14 protein-coding genes are annotated in these 16,746 nt (G+C 40.0%); 2 read left to right on the top strand and 12 right to left on the bottom strand.

Annotated elements, in window-relative coordinates; translation table 11 throughout:
- Genes galE through IPJ16_06320 form a run of 5 tightly spaced genes read right to left on the bottom strand, consistent with a single transcriptional unit; the run spans nt 1 to nt 5,021 of the window.
- Complete coding sequence (gene galE / locus IPJ16_06300; protein MBK7626798.1) at nt 1-1,029, bottom strand: UDP-glucose 4-epimerase GalE; 1,029 nt, start codon at nt 1,027-1,029, stop codon at nt 1-3.
- Nucleotides 1,029-2,318, bottom strand: coding sequence for a nucleotide sugar dehydrogenase (locus IPJ16_06305; GenBank protein ID MBK7626799.1), 1,290 nt, complete (start codon nt 2,316-2,318; stop codon nt 1,029-1,031). Before IPJ16_06305 ends, galE begins: the two co-directional genes overlap by 1 nt.
- Before the next feature lies 1 nt (nt 2,319).
- Nucleotides 2,320-3,276, bottom strand: coding sequence for a Gfo/Idh/MocA family oxidoreductase (locus IPJ16_06310; GenBank protein ID MBK7626800.1), 957 nt, complete (start codon nt 3,274-3,276; stop codon nt 2,320-2,322).
- Between the two features lie 30 nt (nt 3,277-3,306).
- Nucleotides 3,307-3,885 carry an N-acetyltransferase gene (locus IPJ16_06315; GenBank protein MBK7626801.1) on the bottom strand — a complete coding sequence of 193 codons (579 nt, stop codon included), beginning with the start codon at nt 3,883-3,885 and terminating at the stop codon, nt 3,307-3,309.
- An 8-nt stretch (nt 3,886-3,893) separates the two neighbouring features.
- A complete protein-coding gene (locus IPJ16_06320) occupies nt 3,894-5,021 on the bottom strand; it encodes a DegT/DnrJ/EryC1/StrS family aminotransferase (protein ID MBK7626802.1) in 1,128 nt (375 codons plus the stop codon).
- Between the two features lie 198 nt (nt 5,022-5,219).
- Here IPJ16_06320 and IPJ16_06325 point away from each other — a divergent pair, with 198 nt between their 5' ends.
- Complete coding sequence (locus tag IPJ16_06325) at nt 5,220-6,176, top strand: SPOR domain-containing protein (protein MBK7626803.1); 957 nt, start codon at nt 5,220-5,222, stop codon at nt 6,174-6,176.
- 2 nt (nt 6,177-6,178) lie between these two features.
- Here IPJ16_06325 and metG read toward each other — a convergent pair whose 3' ends face one another.
- On the bottom strand, nt 6,179-8,212 hold the full coding sequence (gene metG / locus IPJ16_06330; GenBank protein MBK7626804.1) for a methionine--tRNA ligase: 2,034 nt from the start codon (nt 8,210-8,212) through the stop codon (nt 6,179-6,181).
- Between the two features lie 119 nt (nt 8,213-8,331).
- Here metG and IPJ16_06335 point away from each other — a divergent pair, with 119 nt between their 5' ends.
- Nucleotides 8,332-9,246, top strand: coding sequence for an LD-carboxypeptidase (locus IPJ16_06335; protein MBK7626805.1), 915 nt, complete (start codon nt 8,332-8,334; stop codon nt 9,244-9,246).
- Between the two features lie 2 nt (nt 9,247-9,248).
- On the opposite strand, the gene IPJ16_06340 is transcribed toward IPJ16_06335, so the two are convergent.
- From IPJ16_06340 to IPJ16_06365, 6 genes are all read right to left on the bottom strand, one after another.
- Complete coding sequence (locus tag IPJ16_06340) at nt 9,249-10,469, bottom strand: alanine dehydrogenase (protein MBK7626806.1); 1,221 nt, start codon at nt 10,467-10,469, stop codon at nt 9,249-9,251.
- A 64-nt stretch (nt 10,470-10,533) separates the two neighbouring features.
- Nucleotides 10,534-10,947, bottom strand: coding sequence for a tRNA (adenosine(37)-N6)-threonylcarbamoyltransferase complex ATPase subunit type 1 TsaE (gene tsaE, locus IPJ16_06345; protein ID MBK7626807.1), 414 nt, complete (start codon nt 10,945-10,947; stop codon nt 10,534-10,536).
- Nucleotides 10,948-10,953: 6 nt separating this feature from the next.
- Nucleotides 10,954-12,507: a PglZ domain-containing protein gene (locus IPJ16_06350; protein ID MBK7626808.1), complete on the bottom strand. Its 1,554-nt coding sequence runs from the start codon at nt 12,505-12,507 to the stop codon at nt 10,954-10,956.
- Complete coding sequence (locus IPJ16_06355; GenBank protein MBK7626809.1) at nt 12,504-15,158, bottom strand: tetratricopeptide repeat protein; 2,655 nt, start codon at nt 15,156-15,158, stop codon at nt 12,504-12,506. The genes IPJ16_06350 and IPJ16_06355 overlap by 4 nt, the downstream gene beginning before the upstream one ends.
- Nucleotides 15,159-15,238: 80 nt before the next feature.
- Nucleotides 15,239-15,478: a NifU family protein gene (locus IPJ16_06360; GenBank protein ID MBK7626810.1), complete on the bottom strand. Its 240-nt coding sequence runs from the start codon at nt 15,476-15,478 to the stop codon at nt 15,239-15,241.
- Nucleotides 15,479-15,489: 11 nt separating this feature from the next.
- Complete coding sequence (locus IPJ16_06365; GenBank protein MBK7626811.1) at nt 15,490-16,593, bottom strand: Mrp/NBP35 family ATP-binding protein; 1,104 nt, start codon at nt 16,591-16,593, stop codon at nt 15,490-15,492.
- Nucleotides 16,594-16,746 lie beyond the last annotated feature (153 nt).

The raw sequence follows: 16,746 nt of genomic DNA on the forward strand, positions 1-16,746 counted from the left end.
TTATTTTTTACTTCTTATCATTTTCTCCCAGTCCCAGGCTGTCTTCATTGCCTCGTCAAGTGAGCTTAGTGTTTTCCATCCCAGCTCTTTATTTGCATATGAAGGATCAGCCCAGATTTTTTCAATGTCGCCTGCTCTTCTTCCAACTATTCTGTATTTAAGTTTGATTCCGGAGACCCTTTCGAACGACCTGATTGCCTCAAGGACAGAAACTCCTGTTCCGGTTCCGAGGTTAAAGACCTCATAATTTGCCTTGTTTTTAACTTCAACAAGTCTTTTTACAGCAACAACATGAGCTTTTGCGAGATCAACAACATGAAGATAGTCTCTGACACATGAGCCGTCGGGAGTGTTATAATCATCACCAAATACCCTTAGTTCGTCCCTTAACCCATAGGCAGTCTGTGTAATATACGGAACAAGGTTTTCAGGTACTCCTCTTGGAAGTTCCCCGATAAGTGCTGACGGATGTGCGCCTATCGGATTGAAATACCTTAATGAAATAGCTTTTATATTCTTATCAGAAACTGTTGTATCTCTTATAATTGTCTCGCCTATCTGCTTTGTATTTCCGTAAGGTGAAGTGGCAGGCTGCAAAGGAGCAGTCTCGGTTACCGGAAGTTTCTCAGGCTGTCCGTAAACAGTACAGGAAGATGAAAAAACAAAATCGGGAATGCCATTTTGTTTCATTGCATCTAAAAGATTGACAAGGGAAAGCAGGTTGTTTCTGTAGTATTCAAGAGGTTTGTTAACAGATTCACCTACAGCCTTATAGGCAGCGAAATGAATGACTGCTGCAATATCCTTGTTTTTTGAGAAGAAAGCATCGACTTTGTCTTTCTCACAAAGGTCAAAGACTTCAAGAAGCGGTTTAACCCCGGTAATTTTTTGAATACGGTCAACAACTTCAGCTTCAGAATTATAGAGATTGTCAACAATCACTACATCGAACCCTTCATTTATCAGCTCAACAGCTGTGTGTGATCCAATGTATCCGGTACCGCCGGTAACAAGTATTTTCTTTTTCATTAAAGGCTCCAGTATGGATGATTTTTAATTTTTCCTCGAAGTACCCCTTTAACATCAACTATAATTCCGTCTTTATTAAGAAGAGGCGCAAAATAAGATTCGTCAAGGCTAAGGTATTCTTTGTGGCTTACAGCAAGTATAACAGCATCATATTTTCCCGAAGGCTGAGCTTTTAATTCAACTCCATATTCTTCCTTTACTTCATGGTTACTTGCTCCGGGGTCGATTACGTCAACTTTCAAGCCGAAATCGGCAAGTTCTTTAATTACATCAACTACTTTGGAATTACGGATGTCAGTAACATCTTCCTTGAATGTAATTCCCATAATCAGTACCCGGCCATCTTTAAGGTTTTTACCTGAAGCGATAATTTTTTTAACAGTCTGCTTACCGATGTATCCGCCCATACTGTCGTTAATAAATCTTCCGGAGTCTATCATCTGGGGATGATAACCAAGTGCTTTGGCTTTATATGAAAGATAATACGGATCAACACCTATGCAATGTCCTCCGACAAGGCCAGGAAAGAACTTAAGGAAGTTCCATTTAGTACCGGCAGCTTCAAGCACTTCAAATGTATTAATGCCCATTCGGTTGAAGATGATAGAAAGCTCATTCATAAAGGCAATATTGATATCGCGCTGGGTATTCTCAATAATCTTGGCAGCTTCGGCAACTTTAATTGAGCTCGCTCTGTGTACACCAGCCTTGATTATCATTTCATAGATTTTGGCAATATTCTCTGCAGATTCCGCATCGCAGCCGCTTGTTACCTTCACAATCTTGGTAAGTGTATGGTTTGTATCACCCGGATTAATTCGCTCTGGTGAAAACCCTACTTTAAAGTCTGTGCCACATTTTAACTCGGAGAATCTTTCAAGAACAGGAATGCAGTCTTCCTCTGTACAACCGGGGTAGACAGTTGATTCGTAGACAACATAGTCTCCTTTTTTCAGAATTCTGCCAACTGTCTCTGAAGCCCGAATTACAGGAGTCAGATCGGGAAGGTTGTATCTGTCTGTCGGAGTAGGAACTGCAATAATATGAAAAGAAGCCTCTTTCAGATCGGCCGGATTGCTCGTAAAAAGAATATCGGTGCCTTTAAAAGCTTCCGATGTTAATTCATTACTTGGGTCTATCCCTTTTTTCATCAGTTCAACCCTGTCGGGTTTAATATCAAACCCGATTACTTTTATTTGTTTTGCAAACTCAAGTGCAATTGGAAGGCCAACATAACCAAGGCCTATGACTGATAGTTTTGTGTTCTTTTTAAGAAGCTTATTATACATTTTATGATAATGATTTAAGTATTGGATGGTAATCACCTTTCAGTCCCACAGGTGAGGCATTTCTTATAATATAAGCTGTTTCAACTGATTGGCGAGCCTCTTTAAGCCCGAATCCTCTTCCGGCAAGTATCTCTTTGTAAGTTAGCGTATGCAGATCTGTAAATCCCTCACTGAATTCTATTTCTTCTCCGTTAACTGTTATTGATCTGAAAGTTCTCTTACCTGTTGTCTTGATTTTATCAGGTATATCATCATAATCCAGACTTAGAAACCATCTGACTCTGGCGTTTTCAAGCTCCAGAAATCCTGCTGCTTTATGTGGTTCCGAAAGATGAACAATATTCTTCTTTGAACTACCGAAGATCCAGCTCAGCATATCGAAAAAGTGGATGCCAATATTTGTCGCCACACCTCCCGATTTCTGTATATCCCCTTTCCAGGATATTGAATACCAGTTGCCCCTGCTGGTGACATACGACAGATCAACATCATATACTTTGCCCTTTGGCCCGTTTTTGATTTTTTCCTTCAGCTCCTGTAGTTTAGGATGAAGACGAAGCTGAAGAACGGTATAGATATTATGACCGGTTTCATTTTCAATCTCCTGAAGGGCATCAATATTCCATGGATTCAGGACGATAGGTTTTTCGCAGATTGCTTCAGCGTGGTGGCGGAGTGCAAACCTGATATGTGAATCGTGGAGATAATTCGGGGAACAAATACTTACGTAGTCTATTTTTGTTCCTGTTCGTTTAAGTTTATCGAAATGCCTGTCAAATCTCTCAAACTCAACAAAGAAATCACTTTCAGGAAAATAACTGTCAATTCTTCCGACACTATCGAATTTATCGAGGCTGGCGAGAAGATTATTTCCGGTTTCCTTTATCGCATGTAGATGCCTTACAGCTATATATCCTGCAACACCAATGATTCCGAAATTTTTTGGAGTCTCAATCATACACAAATACTTTAAAGGCGCATAAAAGTACTAAATAATTTTAGAAACAACGCCGTTCACAAGCTGGTATCTGTCACCGCTTTCAGTGCAGAAAGCAAAGCCTTTGTCGTCAAAGAACAGCTTGTGTCCGAATTCACTAATCCACCCGGTCTGACGCGCTGGATTACCGACCACAAGTGCATATGGCTTTACATCTTTTGTTACTACAGCACCTGCACCAATGAATGCATATCTTCCGATTATATTACCACAAACAATTGTTGCATTGGCACCTATCGATGCACCTCTCTCCACGATAGTTTCCCGGTACTGGTCTTTGCGGACAATTGCGCTCCTCGGATTGATTACATTTGTAAATACCATTGATGGACCCAGAAATACATCGTCATCGCAAATAACTCCTGTATAAATAGATACATTATTCTGCACCTTGACATTGTTTCCCAGTTTTACTCCTGATAAGACAACCACATTCTGTCCAAGATTACAGTTTTCGCCTATCTCAGCACCGTTCATAATATGTGTGAAATGCCATATTTTTGTTCCCTTCCCGATTTTGCTGCCTTCATCGATTACAGCTGTCGGGTGTGCAAAATATTCTTTATCCATATTTACTTCTAATTAAAGAATTCCAAAACTTTTAGTATAATATAATCAAGTTGTTCCTGCTCCATATCGGGATGCATTGGCAAAGACAGCACTTCCCTGCAAAGAGCAGTTGTAACAGGGAAATCTGTTTCTTTATAGCCCAGGTGCCTGTAGGCTTCCTGTAAATGCAGTGGTCCGGGATAATATACCATTGAGGGTACATTATTAGATTCAAGATGTTTTTTCAGATCATCTCTTCTTCCTCCGTCTACTTTAATTGTGTACTGATGAAATATGTGAGATGAGTATGCTGCTCTTTCAGGAATAGTAATCTGATGGCACCCTGTAAAAGCTTCATCATAATGTGCTGCAACAACCCTTCTCGCAGCATTGAATTCATTAAGATATTTAAGTTTTATTCTCAGTATTGCTGCCTGAATAGTGTCGAGCCTTGAGTTTACGCCTATATCATCATAGTGATAACGCACTTTCATCCCATGGTTGGCAATGCTTCTCAGTTTTTTTGCAAAAGCATCATCATTTGTAAAAAGTGCTCCACCGTCACCATAACACCCGAGATTTTTGGACGGGAAGAAAGAAGTTGTTCCTATATGACCAATGGTTCCGGCTTTTTTAATTGTTCCGTTTCTGAATATATAGTCAGATCCTGTCGCCTGCGCTGCATCTTCTATTATAAAGAGATTGTGCTTTTGTGCTAGCTCCATAAGGCTCTCCATATCAGCACACTGGCCAAACAGATGTACCGGAACAATAGCTTTTGTTTTAGGGGTTATAGCTTTTTTTACTGCTTCGACAGAGATATTGAATGTACCCGGATCGGGCTCAACTATAACCAGTTTCAGACCCAGCAGAGCCACAACCTCAACAGTTGCGATGAAAGTAAAATTTGTTGTTATAACCTCATCCCCTGGTTTAAGTCCGAGAACCATCATGGCAAGATATAATGCATCTGTCCCGTTAGCACATGAAACCACATGCTTTACACCCATATATTCCTGCAATTCTTCCTCAAAAAGCTTAACATCAGGACCTTTAATAAAAGCAGTTGATTCAAGTACTGATTTTATTGCCATATCAACTTCAGTACCGATTTTTTCATACTGAGCCTTCAGATCCACCATCTGGATTTCTCTCATCTCCTGTAAAAATTTAGAATTACGAAGATAATGATTTTATTTTTTCGACTATCTGCGATAATCAGCGGAATCTGCGGGAAATCTTTTTCTCCCGTTGATCGCGCAGATTTTCGCATATCAGAATTCAAATAGAAGTTGTATATTGACATTGATAAACAGAATTTTCTTATTTTTGTAATAATTAGAATTATTTACAAAGTGGATATTACGGCTTTCATCAGAGAATTATTGTTCGGACACGATTGTGTAATTGTACCCGGATTTGGTGGTTTTATAGGAAATTACACTCCGGCAAGGATTGATAAGGTTACCGGAACATTCTTTCCTCCGGTAAAACAGATATCCTTTAACAGAAATCTCAATCATAATGATGGTCTTCTAGTTGGCAGAATCTCAGGGTCAGCAAATATTAACTATGGCGATGCCAGAAACATTGTTGAGGAATTTGTTCTTGAGCTCAGAAGGAAACTTTCTAAAGGAGAAAAAGTAGTATTTGATAATATAGGAAGCTTCTTAAACAACTCCGAAGGGAATGTCCAGTTTGAGCCTGACAGAAATGCAAACTATCATCTTGATTCATATGGTCTTGAGTCTTTTCAGTGCCTGCCTCTTGAAGGATATGATGTTAGAAAGAGGATAGTAAGACACACTGGAAAAGATCCGGTAAGACAGGCATCCATGCGAAAAATTCTCTGGAGAGCTGCTGTTATAATACCTCTTTTAGTAGCTATAGTTGCCGTTCCGTTAAAAACAGATTTTTTCAAATCAAAAGTGGAATCCACTACTCTTAATCCACTTGTCTCTGCTGAATTTGAGCACAACAAAAAAGCTGTAGATCAGGGTATTAGCAATGAAACACTGAGTGCATCAGCTAATACTTCACTTCCTGTTAAAGAGGATGTTGCTGTTATTGCTCCCCTTCCGGTTGAAAATAATTCATATTTTATAATTACAGGAAGTTTTAAATCTGAAGCCAATGCTCTTAGTCAGGCCAAAATGCTTAGCGAAGAAGGATTTTCTCCTGAGATAGTACCTGCATCAAATGGATTCTACAGGGTATGTGCCGTTGCATGTAACAACCTTAATACAGCTATGACAAAGAAAGACAGCATAGCTAAAAAATTTCCGGGCTCCTGGGTTTCCAGAAGAAGGTGATCCTATTTAATCATACTACCGTTTGAGACTTTTAAAGAAGGGGTTACCATAACCAGTTTCCCGTCTTTATCCTCCGCCATAAGTATCATTCCCTGTGATTCAATTCCTTTTATTTTTCTTGGTTCCAGGTTGGCCACAATAGAGATCTGTTTTCCTATAATTGCTTCAGGTTCATAATATTCAGCAATCCCTGATACTATTGTTCTGATATCCAGTCCGGTATCAATCTTAAGTTTAAGAAGTTTGGTTGTTTTAGGAACTTTTTCAGCTTCAAGTATTGTTGCAGTTCTTATGTCAATCTTTGAGAAATCATCAAATGTAACAGCTCCTTTTCCGGGTACAGTTTTTGCATCAGAAGTTGCATTTGCTTTTTTTGTAGCATTCAGCTTCTCTATTTGTTTTGTAATAGCCTCATCTTCAATTTTTTCAAAGAGTAATCCCGGTTTGTTTATCTGATGTCCGGCAGGCAAAAGGTCAGTATTACCAGCCATACTCCATTTCAATTCATTGAAATTGATCCAGTTACGAAGTGTCTCCATCGAAAACGGTAGAAATGGTTCGCAGACAATAGTGAGGTTTGCAGTTATCTGCAGGGCAATATTCATTATTGTTTTTACACGTTCAGGGTCAGTTTTTATCACCTTCCATGGTTCTGCATCAGCCAGGTATTTATTTCCGAGACGCGCTAGGTTCATTGCTTCTTTTAGAGCTTCCCTGAACCTGTATGCTTCAAGACTTATCTCGACATTCTCTTTGAATCTGGAGATTTCCTTCAGTACATTAATATCATTGTCATCAGTTTTCCCTCTTTCTGGAACTTTCCCATCATAATAATTATTTGTCAGAACAAGGGTACGGTTGACAAAATTGCCAAGGATGGCAACCAATTCGTTATTATTGCGGGCCTGAAAATCTTTCCATGTGAAATCATTATCCTTGGTCTCAGGAGCATTGGCACAAAGCGCATATCTTAACACATCCTGTTTCCCGGGGAAATCCTCAAGATACTCATGCAGCCATACAGCCCAGTTCCTGGAAGTAGAGATCTTATCATTTTCGAGGTTCAGAAATTCATTTGCGGGAACATTCTCGGGCAGAATATAACTCCCTTCTGCCTTTAGCATTGCAGGGAAAATTATACAATGGAAAACAATATTATCTTTCCCGATAAAGTGCACCATTTTTGTCTCCTTGTCTTTCCAGTATTTTTCCCAGTCCGCAGTAAGTTCTTTTGTAGCAGAGATATAGCCTATGGGAGCATCGAACCAGACATAAAGCACTTTCCCGGTTGCTCCTTCCACCGGGACAGGTACTCCCCAGTCGAGGTCGCGGCTCACAGCTCTTGGCTGTAGTCCCTGATCTATCCACGATTTACACTGACCATAAACATTTGTTTTCCACTCCTTATGATCTTCAAGGATCCACTTTTTAAGCCATGGTTCGTACTTGTCAAGCGGCAGAAACCAATGCAGGGTCTCGCGCAGAACAGGTTTGCTTCCGCTTACTGTTGAATGTGGATTAATGAGTTCATTCGGACTGAGTGAAGTCCCGCATTTTTCACACTGATCTCCATAGGCGTTCTCATTACCGCAATGAGGACAAGTGCCCATTATATATCTGTCGGCAAGGAAGCAGCCTGCTTCCTCATCATAATACTGTTCAGATGTTTTTTCAATAAATTCTCCTTTATCATAAAGCGTTTTGAAGAATCCTGAAGCAGTCTCATAATGTACCTTATTTGAAGTTCTGGAATAAATATCGAAAGCTATTCCAAAATCTTCAAATGCCTTTTTATTTATTGTATGATACCGGTCTACAATCTCCTGGGGAGTAACTCCTTCTTTGCGGGCCTTCAGGGTAATAGGCACACCATGTTCATCAGAACCGCAAACAGATATAACATCCACGCCCTTCATCCTCAGGTATCTGGTGTAAATATCGGAAGGTACGTATACCCCTGCGAGGTGACCAATATGTATTGGTCCGTTAGCATAGGGAAGAGCAGAGGTGATGAGATATCTTTTAAAATTCTTCATGAAACTGATGCTGAATGATAAGTAATTTTCAAAAACCGAACAAAGATAATAAATTTATATACTTTGTTCTGCCTGGTGGCTTTGTCTCTTTTTGGCTATTTTTGCTTTAAATATTTATTATGCCTTCGAATAAAACTCTGCCTGAATATCTTAAACCCGGCGACGAGGTTGCAATTATATCCCCGTCATTTTATATAGATGAAAGTAAGATTATTGATGCTGTCTCATATCTTGAGAACTGGGGACTAAAAGTTAGAGTCGGGAAAAATGCCTCGAAACAGTCAGGCCCATTTGCAGGAACTGATAAGGAGAGACTCTCTGATCTGCAGGAGATGACTGATGACGCTGATGTAAAGGCCGTAATCTGTTCAAGAGGGGGTTATGGAATTTCGAAAATCATCAGTCATACAGACTTCTCTTCCCTTAGGAAAAATCCGAAGTGGTATGTAGGATTCAGCGATATTACAGTACTTCATATGTGGTTAAGTGAAGTATGCGGTATCATTTCATTACATGGGGAAATGCCGCTTAATTACTCCAATCCTGATAAAACTGAACATGCATTCATTTCCCTGAGAAATGCACTGTTCGGGAATCATTATTCAATTGAATGGGAAGGAGAGACTTTAAGGAATTCAAACATAAGCGGCGAGCTTACCGGAGGAAACCTTTCCTTGATTTACAGCATGAATGGCACAGAAGCCGAACTTTCAACTGAAGGAAAAATACTGTTTATTGAGGAAGTGGGAGAGTACTTCTATCATATCGACAGGATGCTTACCTCGCTTAAGCTAGCCGGAAAGCTTAGGGGATTATCAGGATTGCTGGTTGGTGGCATGAATAAGATTGAAGAGGCAAAACTGCCCTGGGGCAAAAGCATTAAAGAGACTATTTATGATATCGTAAAAGAGTATGATTTCCCGGTGTTTTTTAATTTTCCTGCCGGACATATTAAGGATAACCGTGCACTATATATTGGCCGGCAAACCAGAATAGATATAAAAGGAAATAAAGCTGTTCTTACCTTTCTCTGATTCTAGAAAGCCGATATAAGTAAATCCAGATCTTTTGAAATAATCCCGAATTTCTGACCGAGTGTTTCATTGGTGAGCATCCCGTTGTACAAATAAGCTCCGTTGCGCAGTCCCTGTTCGTTCTTAAGCAGTTGGGTAATCCCTCCTGAATCTGCCATACTCTGAAGCAGAGGTGTAAAAATATTGCTGAGAGCTATTGAAGCAGTGCGGGCTACCCTCGATGGGAGGTTCCATGCTGAAAAATGGGTGACACCATATTTTTCATATACCGGATCCTTCAGGGCACGGCATTCGGTTGTTTCTATGCATCCGCCACGGTCGATACTAAGGTCAATCACTACTGCTCCTTTTTTCATGCTGCGCACCATGTCTTCAGTGATATAATACCATGGTCGAAGATCTTCAAGTTCAATGGCCCCTATTAAAACGTCAGCCGATTTGAGGGCTTTTTTTAATACCTGGGGATGAAATACTGATGTCTGAAGACGCTGCCCCAGTAGATTCTGAAATCTTCTTAACCGGGGAAGGGAACTGTCGAAGATTTTTACTGTCGATCCGAGTCCTATTGCCGCTCTGGCCGCATATTCACCTGCAGTATTTGCACCAAGAATAACAACTTCGGTTGGAGTAACTCCGGTAATTCCGCCAAGCATTACTCCTTTTCCTCCGTGCATATTGCTGAGATATTCTGAAGCCACGAGAAGGGAAGTAATACCTGAAATCTCACTCATCGATTCTACTACAGGCATCTCCCCGTTATTATCCTGAATCTTCTCAAATGCAAGTGCTGTTACCTTCTTTCGTATAAGTCTGCCAAGAGTCTCCTCGCTGAGCTTAAGTACATTGAGATACGACAAAATTACCTGATCCCCTTTGAGATATTCTGCATCTTTCTCCGTAAAAGGAGCAACTTTGATAACTGCATCGGCACCATAAACTCTTGCCGGAGAGTCGCTTATGACAGCACCGTTTTCGCTGTAATCCTTATCGGTATAGTTGGCGCCTGTTCCGGCACCTTTCTGTACGATTACCTCATTCCCACTGTCAACCAGGAGGCTGACAGCTTCAGGAGAAAGAGCTACTCTCTTTTCGTCATCCTTTTTATCAGAAGGTATACCGATAGTGATTTTTTTATTCCTGACAGCAGTTTCCAGTTGTTCTTCTTTTGGCATGAAGGCTGTATTGCCAAAAGTTACTTTTCCGCTTTTACCTTTATTATTCATAATCAGGATGTAGTTATTTCATCAAAGGTAAATAATTTGGAACAGAGAGCAAAATCAGATAATACTATGATATTGAAAGGATTCGTTGTTCTTGATCGTCGACTGTGATACTGACCTTTACTGTTTCAGGAGGTAGAATTTCTTCAACAAGTCCGGGCCACTCCATAAAACACCATGAATCACCGGTAAGATACTCTTCAATACCAAAGTCAAATACTTCTTCCTGTTTCTTAATCCTATAGAAATCAATATGATAGATAGTTTCACCCGCTTCTGTTTTATATTCATTTACAAGTGTAAAAGTAGGACTGCTGATAATATCCAAAGCTCCAAGTTCTTCACAGATAGCTTTTATTATTGTGGTCTTGCCGGCACCCATACCTCCGTAAAATGCAAATATTTTATTCTTCCCAAAATACTTTAAAAGCTCTTTGGCGGCAGAGTGTAAATGCTTTTTATCTTTAATTATAATTTTCATTTTTTGCTAAACAGGTTCAAGAGTTGCAACCGGCAGTAAGACCTCCTGCATTGATATGCCCCCATGCTGAAAGGTGTCTTTGTAGTAGCCTGCATAATGGTTATAGTTATTCTGATAAACCAGATAATCCTTGTTAAGCGCAAAGATATATCTAGAACTTATATTTGTTTTTGGAAGCATTGCTTTTTCCGGATTAATTATCTCAAATACTTTTCTGGGATCATAATCCAGATTCCTTCCCATTTTATATCTCAGATTGGAAGATGTTTTCCTGTCGCCGATTATTTTAACCGGATTCTGCACTCTTATTGTACCGTGGTCGGTACTGAATACAACCCTTACAGAATGCGAAGCAAGTATTTTAAGCAGCTCGAATAGGGAGGAATGCACAAACCACGAGCGTGTAAGACTTCTGTATGCACGTTCATCGTTTGCAAGATCGCGTATCACATCTATATCAGTTCTTGCATGCGACAGCATGTCGACAAAATTGAAAACAAGAATATTGATATCGTTTTCGAGCATTGTCCTTATCTTTTCATTTACCTTCTTCCCCTCAAAGCTGCTGCTTATTTTATTGTACGACCATTTATATTTCAAGCCTTTGCGCTTAAGCTGATTGGCGAAAAGGGTTTCCTCAAAAGTGTTTTTTCCCTCTTCTTCATCATCATTTATCCAGAGACCAGGCATTGTCTCAGCAATCTGAGCCGGCATCAATCCGGCAAAAATAGAATTTCTGCTGAATTGAGTCGCAGTTGGTAAAATGCTGTAATAGACATCTTCCTCGATAATCCTGTACATGCCCGAAAGCTCAGAGGATATTGTCTTCCACTGGTCATATCTCAAATTGTCTATAAGAATGAAAAAAAGCGGCTTGTTTTCCTGTACCAGCGGGAATATTTTTTCAGAAAAGAGGGCCGGCGACATTAGAGGTTTATCGCGATTTTCAGGTTTTAGCCAGGGGAGATAATTATTCACCATGAACTTTGAGAAAGAGTTATTCGCTTCGTTCTCCTGTGTTTTAAGGATCTCATCCATTCCTGAGTCAGTTGACTTCTCAAGTTCGGCCTCCCAGTAGACTATCTTCCTGTATAATTCGGCCCACTCTCCATATGACGATGCAGTTGATATCATTTCGGAGATACGACTGAATTCCAGCCGGTAATCTGTTGTGGTCTTTTCGGTTACCAGTCTTCGCTGGTCAAGGATCTTCTTTATTGCCAGAAGTACCTGTTTAGGTTTCACCGGTTTAATGAGGTAATCGGCAATCTCCGAGCCAATTGCAGTCTCCATCAGATCCTCTTCCTCACTTTTGGTAATCATCACCACGGGTATATCGGTCCTGACTTCCCTGATCAGTCTGAGTGTTTCAATACCACTCAGGCCCGGCATGTTCTCGTCAAGAAATATAAGGTCGTAACGATTTTGTTTAATCAGGTCAATAGTATCATTGCCATTGGAGCAGGTATCGATATCATAACCCTTTTCCTGAAGAAATATAATGTGTGGTTTCAGGGCCTCAATCTCATCGTCGGTCCATAGGATTTTTATAGTTCTCATTTCAAGTATTTCTCCATGAAGAAAAGCTGATACCGCTGAGGATTCTTGTCTGTATTCAGGATTTTCAGATTCTCATTGCTTATAATGAATGACATAATCTTTGCTCCCTTGGCATTTCTTATATAAGTGTCAGGTTTAAAGAGATTGTAGTAGCTTAAGGCCTGAGCATAATCTGCAAATCCCGAAACAGTAATCATAATATATTTATTATCCACCAGCGTACCTTCTGTCCGGTAATTTTTATTTGTGAAATTATCAATATTGTAACTTATAACATCAAATGTGGCCAGATTAATGTTGAATGCCGGATCTGGAATTATAAGTGCATAAACATGTGTGGCTGTTGTATCGGCAAAAAACAGCTCTGCAGCAATCTGCTTATCTTCCTCAACTTTAAGTTCAGGCATCTTATTATTCAGGTATGTTATCAGCTCTTCTGCTTTCTTACTCTCTGTTGTGCCCGGCCATGTTTTGATAACCTTATTGAGTTCTTCCTTGAAACCTCTTTCATCACTAATTCTGGCAGTTATATAACTTCGGAGCAGCATAAATTTTGGTGCAAGATCGCTTTTGGGATATTTCTTCAATGCATCGTCGCAAAGTGCCAGTGCTTCATTATACTTTTCACCTGAATAAGCCATGTAAGCAGTTTCGTAAAGCTTCTCAATTATTTTCTGATCAGCCAGCTTTTTTTCATAATAAGCTGGGTCAGAAAGGATTCTGGCAAACTCGCTTTCCGGATATTTTTCAAGAAGTTTTTGTCTGTACGATTCAGCCCTGGCGCTATTTATTTCTCTGTTTATTTTATAAAGATTATACAATGCCTCAGGAATAAGTTCACTCGAAGGGAAGCGGCTGATCAGTGATTCAAATGTTTCAGTTGCCTTAACCAGGTCAGAAATTTGTTCTGAATAGGCTTTCCCGGCATTGAGAAGGGCGAAAGAGATCTTCTCATCTGAGATCTTTTTGAGAGAGTCAGTGAGGGGCAGATCTTTGAGATAGAACTCCGGTTTTTTGTAGTCGAGAACCGGTCCTGTGGTATCTGGTCTTGCTTCAGTTTCATCAGCCTGGTTCGCAGTCGATTGCGCAGAAGTAACCCTTGCTTTGTTTGCTCTTCTCCAGTTGTCTTCCGGTTTTCTATCTCCCCACCGTCTCCTGAATTCAGTACGCCCGAATGTCAAAGCTGCCTGATTGTAAAAATACCACTTGCCTTCCTGTTCTATATTGCCCTGAAAACGTCTTTCATTTTCATAATACTGGCCGATATTGTACTGGTCGGTATAAGTAGAAGTTTTTCCTTCGCTTTCGTCTTTATTTATTTTATCGATGATTGTGGAAATTATGGCATTTCTTTCCGCTTCAGGCAAACTGGCAACTCTTTGCAGGCTATCCTCTCTCTGTATAATTGTCAGCTGGGAAACAAGCAAATTCAGACTCTGTGATTTCGTTTTCAGGATCTGGTAATCGGGGTGTTTTTGGTCGAGAAAGAAGACAGTGCTATCGTAATACTTACCCGCTTTCATATAATCAGGCTTTTCATAGAAATAATTTGCAAGAGCGAGATATGACCTGCCTTTCTGATTCTGATTCTGTGAGTTGGCTGATGCTGATTTTCTGAAAAATTCAAGAGCCTCGGTCTCATTGCCTTCCTTCATCGATAAATTACCCAGTGCAAAATATATCTGATCGTGGAAATCCTTATTCTTTGTGTCTCTCAGCATCTTCCCTAGTTCTTTTCTGATTTCCTGGGGATTACCGGAATTGACATCAAATACTCCTGCAATGTTAATTCGTGCATTAAACTCAACATCATACGGAGGATTCATCTTTACAACTTCCCTGTATAATGATGTCGCCTTTGCCCCGTCGCCAGTCTGTTCAAAAAGCTGGGCGAGGAGGTAGGTGAGTCTGTATTTTGTTCTTTTACCTGAGACCAGTTTTAAGGATTTGCTGAGAGGATCTATAGCCTCCGGATATCTCTTTTGCTTAATATACAGGTCGGCAAGTGTTGTGTAGTACATTGATTTAAGCACTTTCGGATGATCGTCACGCAGCCCTAGATCATTAAGCAGTCTGGATGATTCATTATAGTTCTTTGTCTCATTGTAGATTCTCGCCAGCCAGATAGATGCCTCAGTTTTAAGATCAGGATCATTTGCATCTGTAATTGTGAAATTTAACAATGATATTGCCTCCGCATACTCATGCTTGTAAAACCTGGCCTTGCCAATGAGTAGGTAACTGTCGTCCACCCATTCATTATACTCTTTTTTTTCAAGTAATTCCCTCTCTTTATCAGTAACTGGACTATTATCTTTAAGCTCAGGTTTTGCTGTAATGGATTTAAGGGAGATAAGTTTTGAGGCTTTCTGAATGGCTGTCTCCATATCTGAGGAGCACATTGATGTGGTTGCCGGATCGCTGAATTCAAACACTTTGAGCATCTCGGCATAATCATCACGGTACCCTTTTGAGATTTTCAATAGTCCGGACTTAAAGCTCTCATAGCCATTAAAATAGATGTTATACCTGGCGGTCATGCTATGATAAAAGCGGGTAGTGTCCGTGTTTTTTTCAACCGAACAGGTTGTCATGATAAATGACAATCCGGTAATCAACAGATATTTATATGATGTTTTCCCTGAAGCCAATAAGTAACCTTTAATACTATAACTGTTCAACTTAAAGTATAGTATTTCAAAGTTAAATAAAATTGGGTTGCTGAACCTTTTCAGGCGGAAATAACTCTCTTTATTTCCGGAACCTCCTTCATTATTGCCTGTTCAACTCCTGCTTTAAGAGTCTGCATACTGTAGGGACAACCGTGACAGGCACCTGTGAGTCTCACCTTAACTGTCATATCGTCGGAAACGTCAACAAGATCAATATCCCCGCCATCAGACTGAAGGTAGGGCCTTACTCTTTCAAGTGCTTTAATAACGCGGTCATGAACGCTTTTTAAGTCTGTCATATCCTTGATAATTACTTAGTTATCTGAAGTTTAATTGTTGGTCTCTGGTCTTTATTCCTTTGCTCAACTCTTGCAACAAGTTCGTTGGCTAATTCCATAAAAGCATTTCCTGTAACTGAATCTTTCAAAGCAACAGGTTCTCCGTTATCACTTCCTTCACATATACTCTGAACGAGCGGAATCTGTCCAAGCAGCGGTACATCCATCTTCTCAGCAAGTTTTTTGCCTCCGTCCTTCCCGAAAATGAAATATTTATTTGCCGGCAGTTCAGCAGGTGTAAACCACGACATGTTTTCTACCAGCCCGAGAACCGGGACATCTATTTTTTCACTTCTGAACATTGAAATGCCTTTTACAGCGTCTGCGAGAGCCACTTCCTGTGGAGTAGTTATTACTATTGCTCCTGTTACAGGAACTTCCTGTACCAGAGTAAGATGTATATCACTTGTGCCCGGAGGAAGATCTACAAGAAGGTAGTCAAGTGTTCCCCATTCCCCCTGTGTTATCAGTTGTTTCAGGAAATTGGAGGCCATTGGTCCTCTCCAGATCACGGCATCTGCAGGATCAACAAAAAAACCTGTAGAGAGTACTTTCACTCCATACTTTTTTAAAGGGATTATGAGGTCCGAGTTGTTTTCTCTTTTCACCTCCGGTCTGTATTTTTCCTCATGGAACATTTTCGGAACAGATGGACCAAAAACATCAGCATCGAGAAGCCCAACCTCATATCCTTTTCTCGCAAGCGCAATTGCCAGGTTAACAGCTACAGTTGTTTTTCCAACTCCTCCTTTTCCTGATGATACTGCAATTATATTTGTTACACCTGGAAGTATTTCCCTCTGCTTTTCCTGTTTTTTCCCGACAATAACTTTTGGTTCTACCTTTATTTCGCTGATTACTGTATCTGGTCCAAGAACATCTTTTAATGTTCGTGTGATTGTACTTTTTATAGAAGTAATGAATGGGTCATTTGATTTCTCAGGTGTGAGAGTAATTGAGATTCCGTTTTCACCTGTAAGAACTTCTGAAACCATACCCAGGGATACAATATCTTTTCCTTTATCCGGGTGAATGATTTTTGAAAGTGCCTCTAAGATTTTTTCTTTTGAAGACATGATTAAGATATGTTATTTTTATTTGATTTAAATATAAACAAGGTGCAATTTTACGAAATTATCGGCATTCAGCAAAATAATCTGAGAGATAAGTACTCACAGGTTTTTTCAAAGAAACTAACCACGGAGTTTCACGGAGTTATCACGGAGTCA

The sequence above is a fragment of the Bacteroidales bacterium genome, assembly GCA_016709865.1.
Classification (GTDB): Bacteria; Bacteroidota; Bacteroidia; order Bacteroidales; family VadinHA17; genus LD21.

Excerpts from the sequence above, each read along its gene's own strand:
- tsaE (MBK7626807.1), bottom strand. The coding sequence starts at position 10,947 with ATGAAAATTATAATTAAAGATAAAAAGCATTTACACTCTGCCGCCAAA.
- IPJ16_06340 (MBK7626806.1), bottom strand. The coding sequence starts at position 10,469 with ATGAATAATAAAGGTAAAAGCGGAAAAGTAACTTTTGGCAATACAGCC.
- IPJ16_06350 (MBK7626808.1), bottom strand. The coding sequence starts at position 12,507 with ATGAGAACTATAAAAATCCTATGGACCGACGATGAGATTGAGGCCCTG.
- IPJ16_06335 (MBK7626805.1), top strand. The coding sequence starts at position 8,332 with ATGCCTTCGAATAAAACTCTGCCTGAATATCTTAAACCCGGCGACGAG.
- IPJ16_06315 (MBK7626801.1), bottom strand. The coding sequence starts at position 3,885 with ATGGATAAAGAATATTTTGCACACCCGACAGCTGTAATCGATGAAGGC.
- IPJ16_06360 (MBK7626810.1), bottom strand. The coding sequence starts at position 15,478 with ATGACAGACTTAAAAAGCGTTCATGACCGCGTTATTAAAGCACTTGAA.
- IPJ16_06320 (MBK7626802.1), bottom strand. The coding sequence starts at position 5,021 with ATGAGAGAAATCCAGATGGTGGATCTGAAGGCTCAGTATGAAAAAATC.
- IPJ16_06310 (MBK7626800.1), bottom strand. The coding sequence starts at position 3,276 with ATGATTGAGACTCCAAAAAATTTCGGAATCATTGGTGTTGCAGGATAT.
- IPJ16_06365 (MBK7626811.1), bottom strand. The coding sequence starts at position 16,593 with ATGTCTTCAAAAGAAAAAATCTTAGAGGCACTTTCAAAAATCATTCAC.
- IPJ16_06305 (MBK7626799.1), bottom strand. The coding sequence starts at position 2,318 with ATGTATAATAAGCTTCTTAAAAAGAACACAAAACTATCAGTCATAGGC.
- metG (MBK7626804.1), bottom strand. The coding sequence starts at position 8,212 with ATGAAGAATTTTAAAAGATATCTCATCACCTCTGCTCTTCCCTATGCT.
- galE (MBK7626798.1), bottom strand. The coding sequence starts at position 1,029 with ATGAAAAAGAAAATACTTGTTACCGGCGGTACCGGATACATTGGATCA.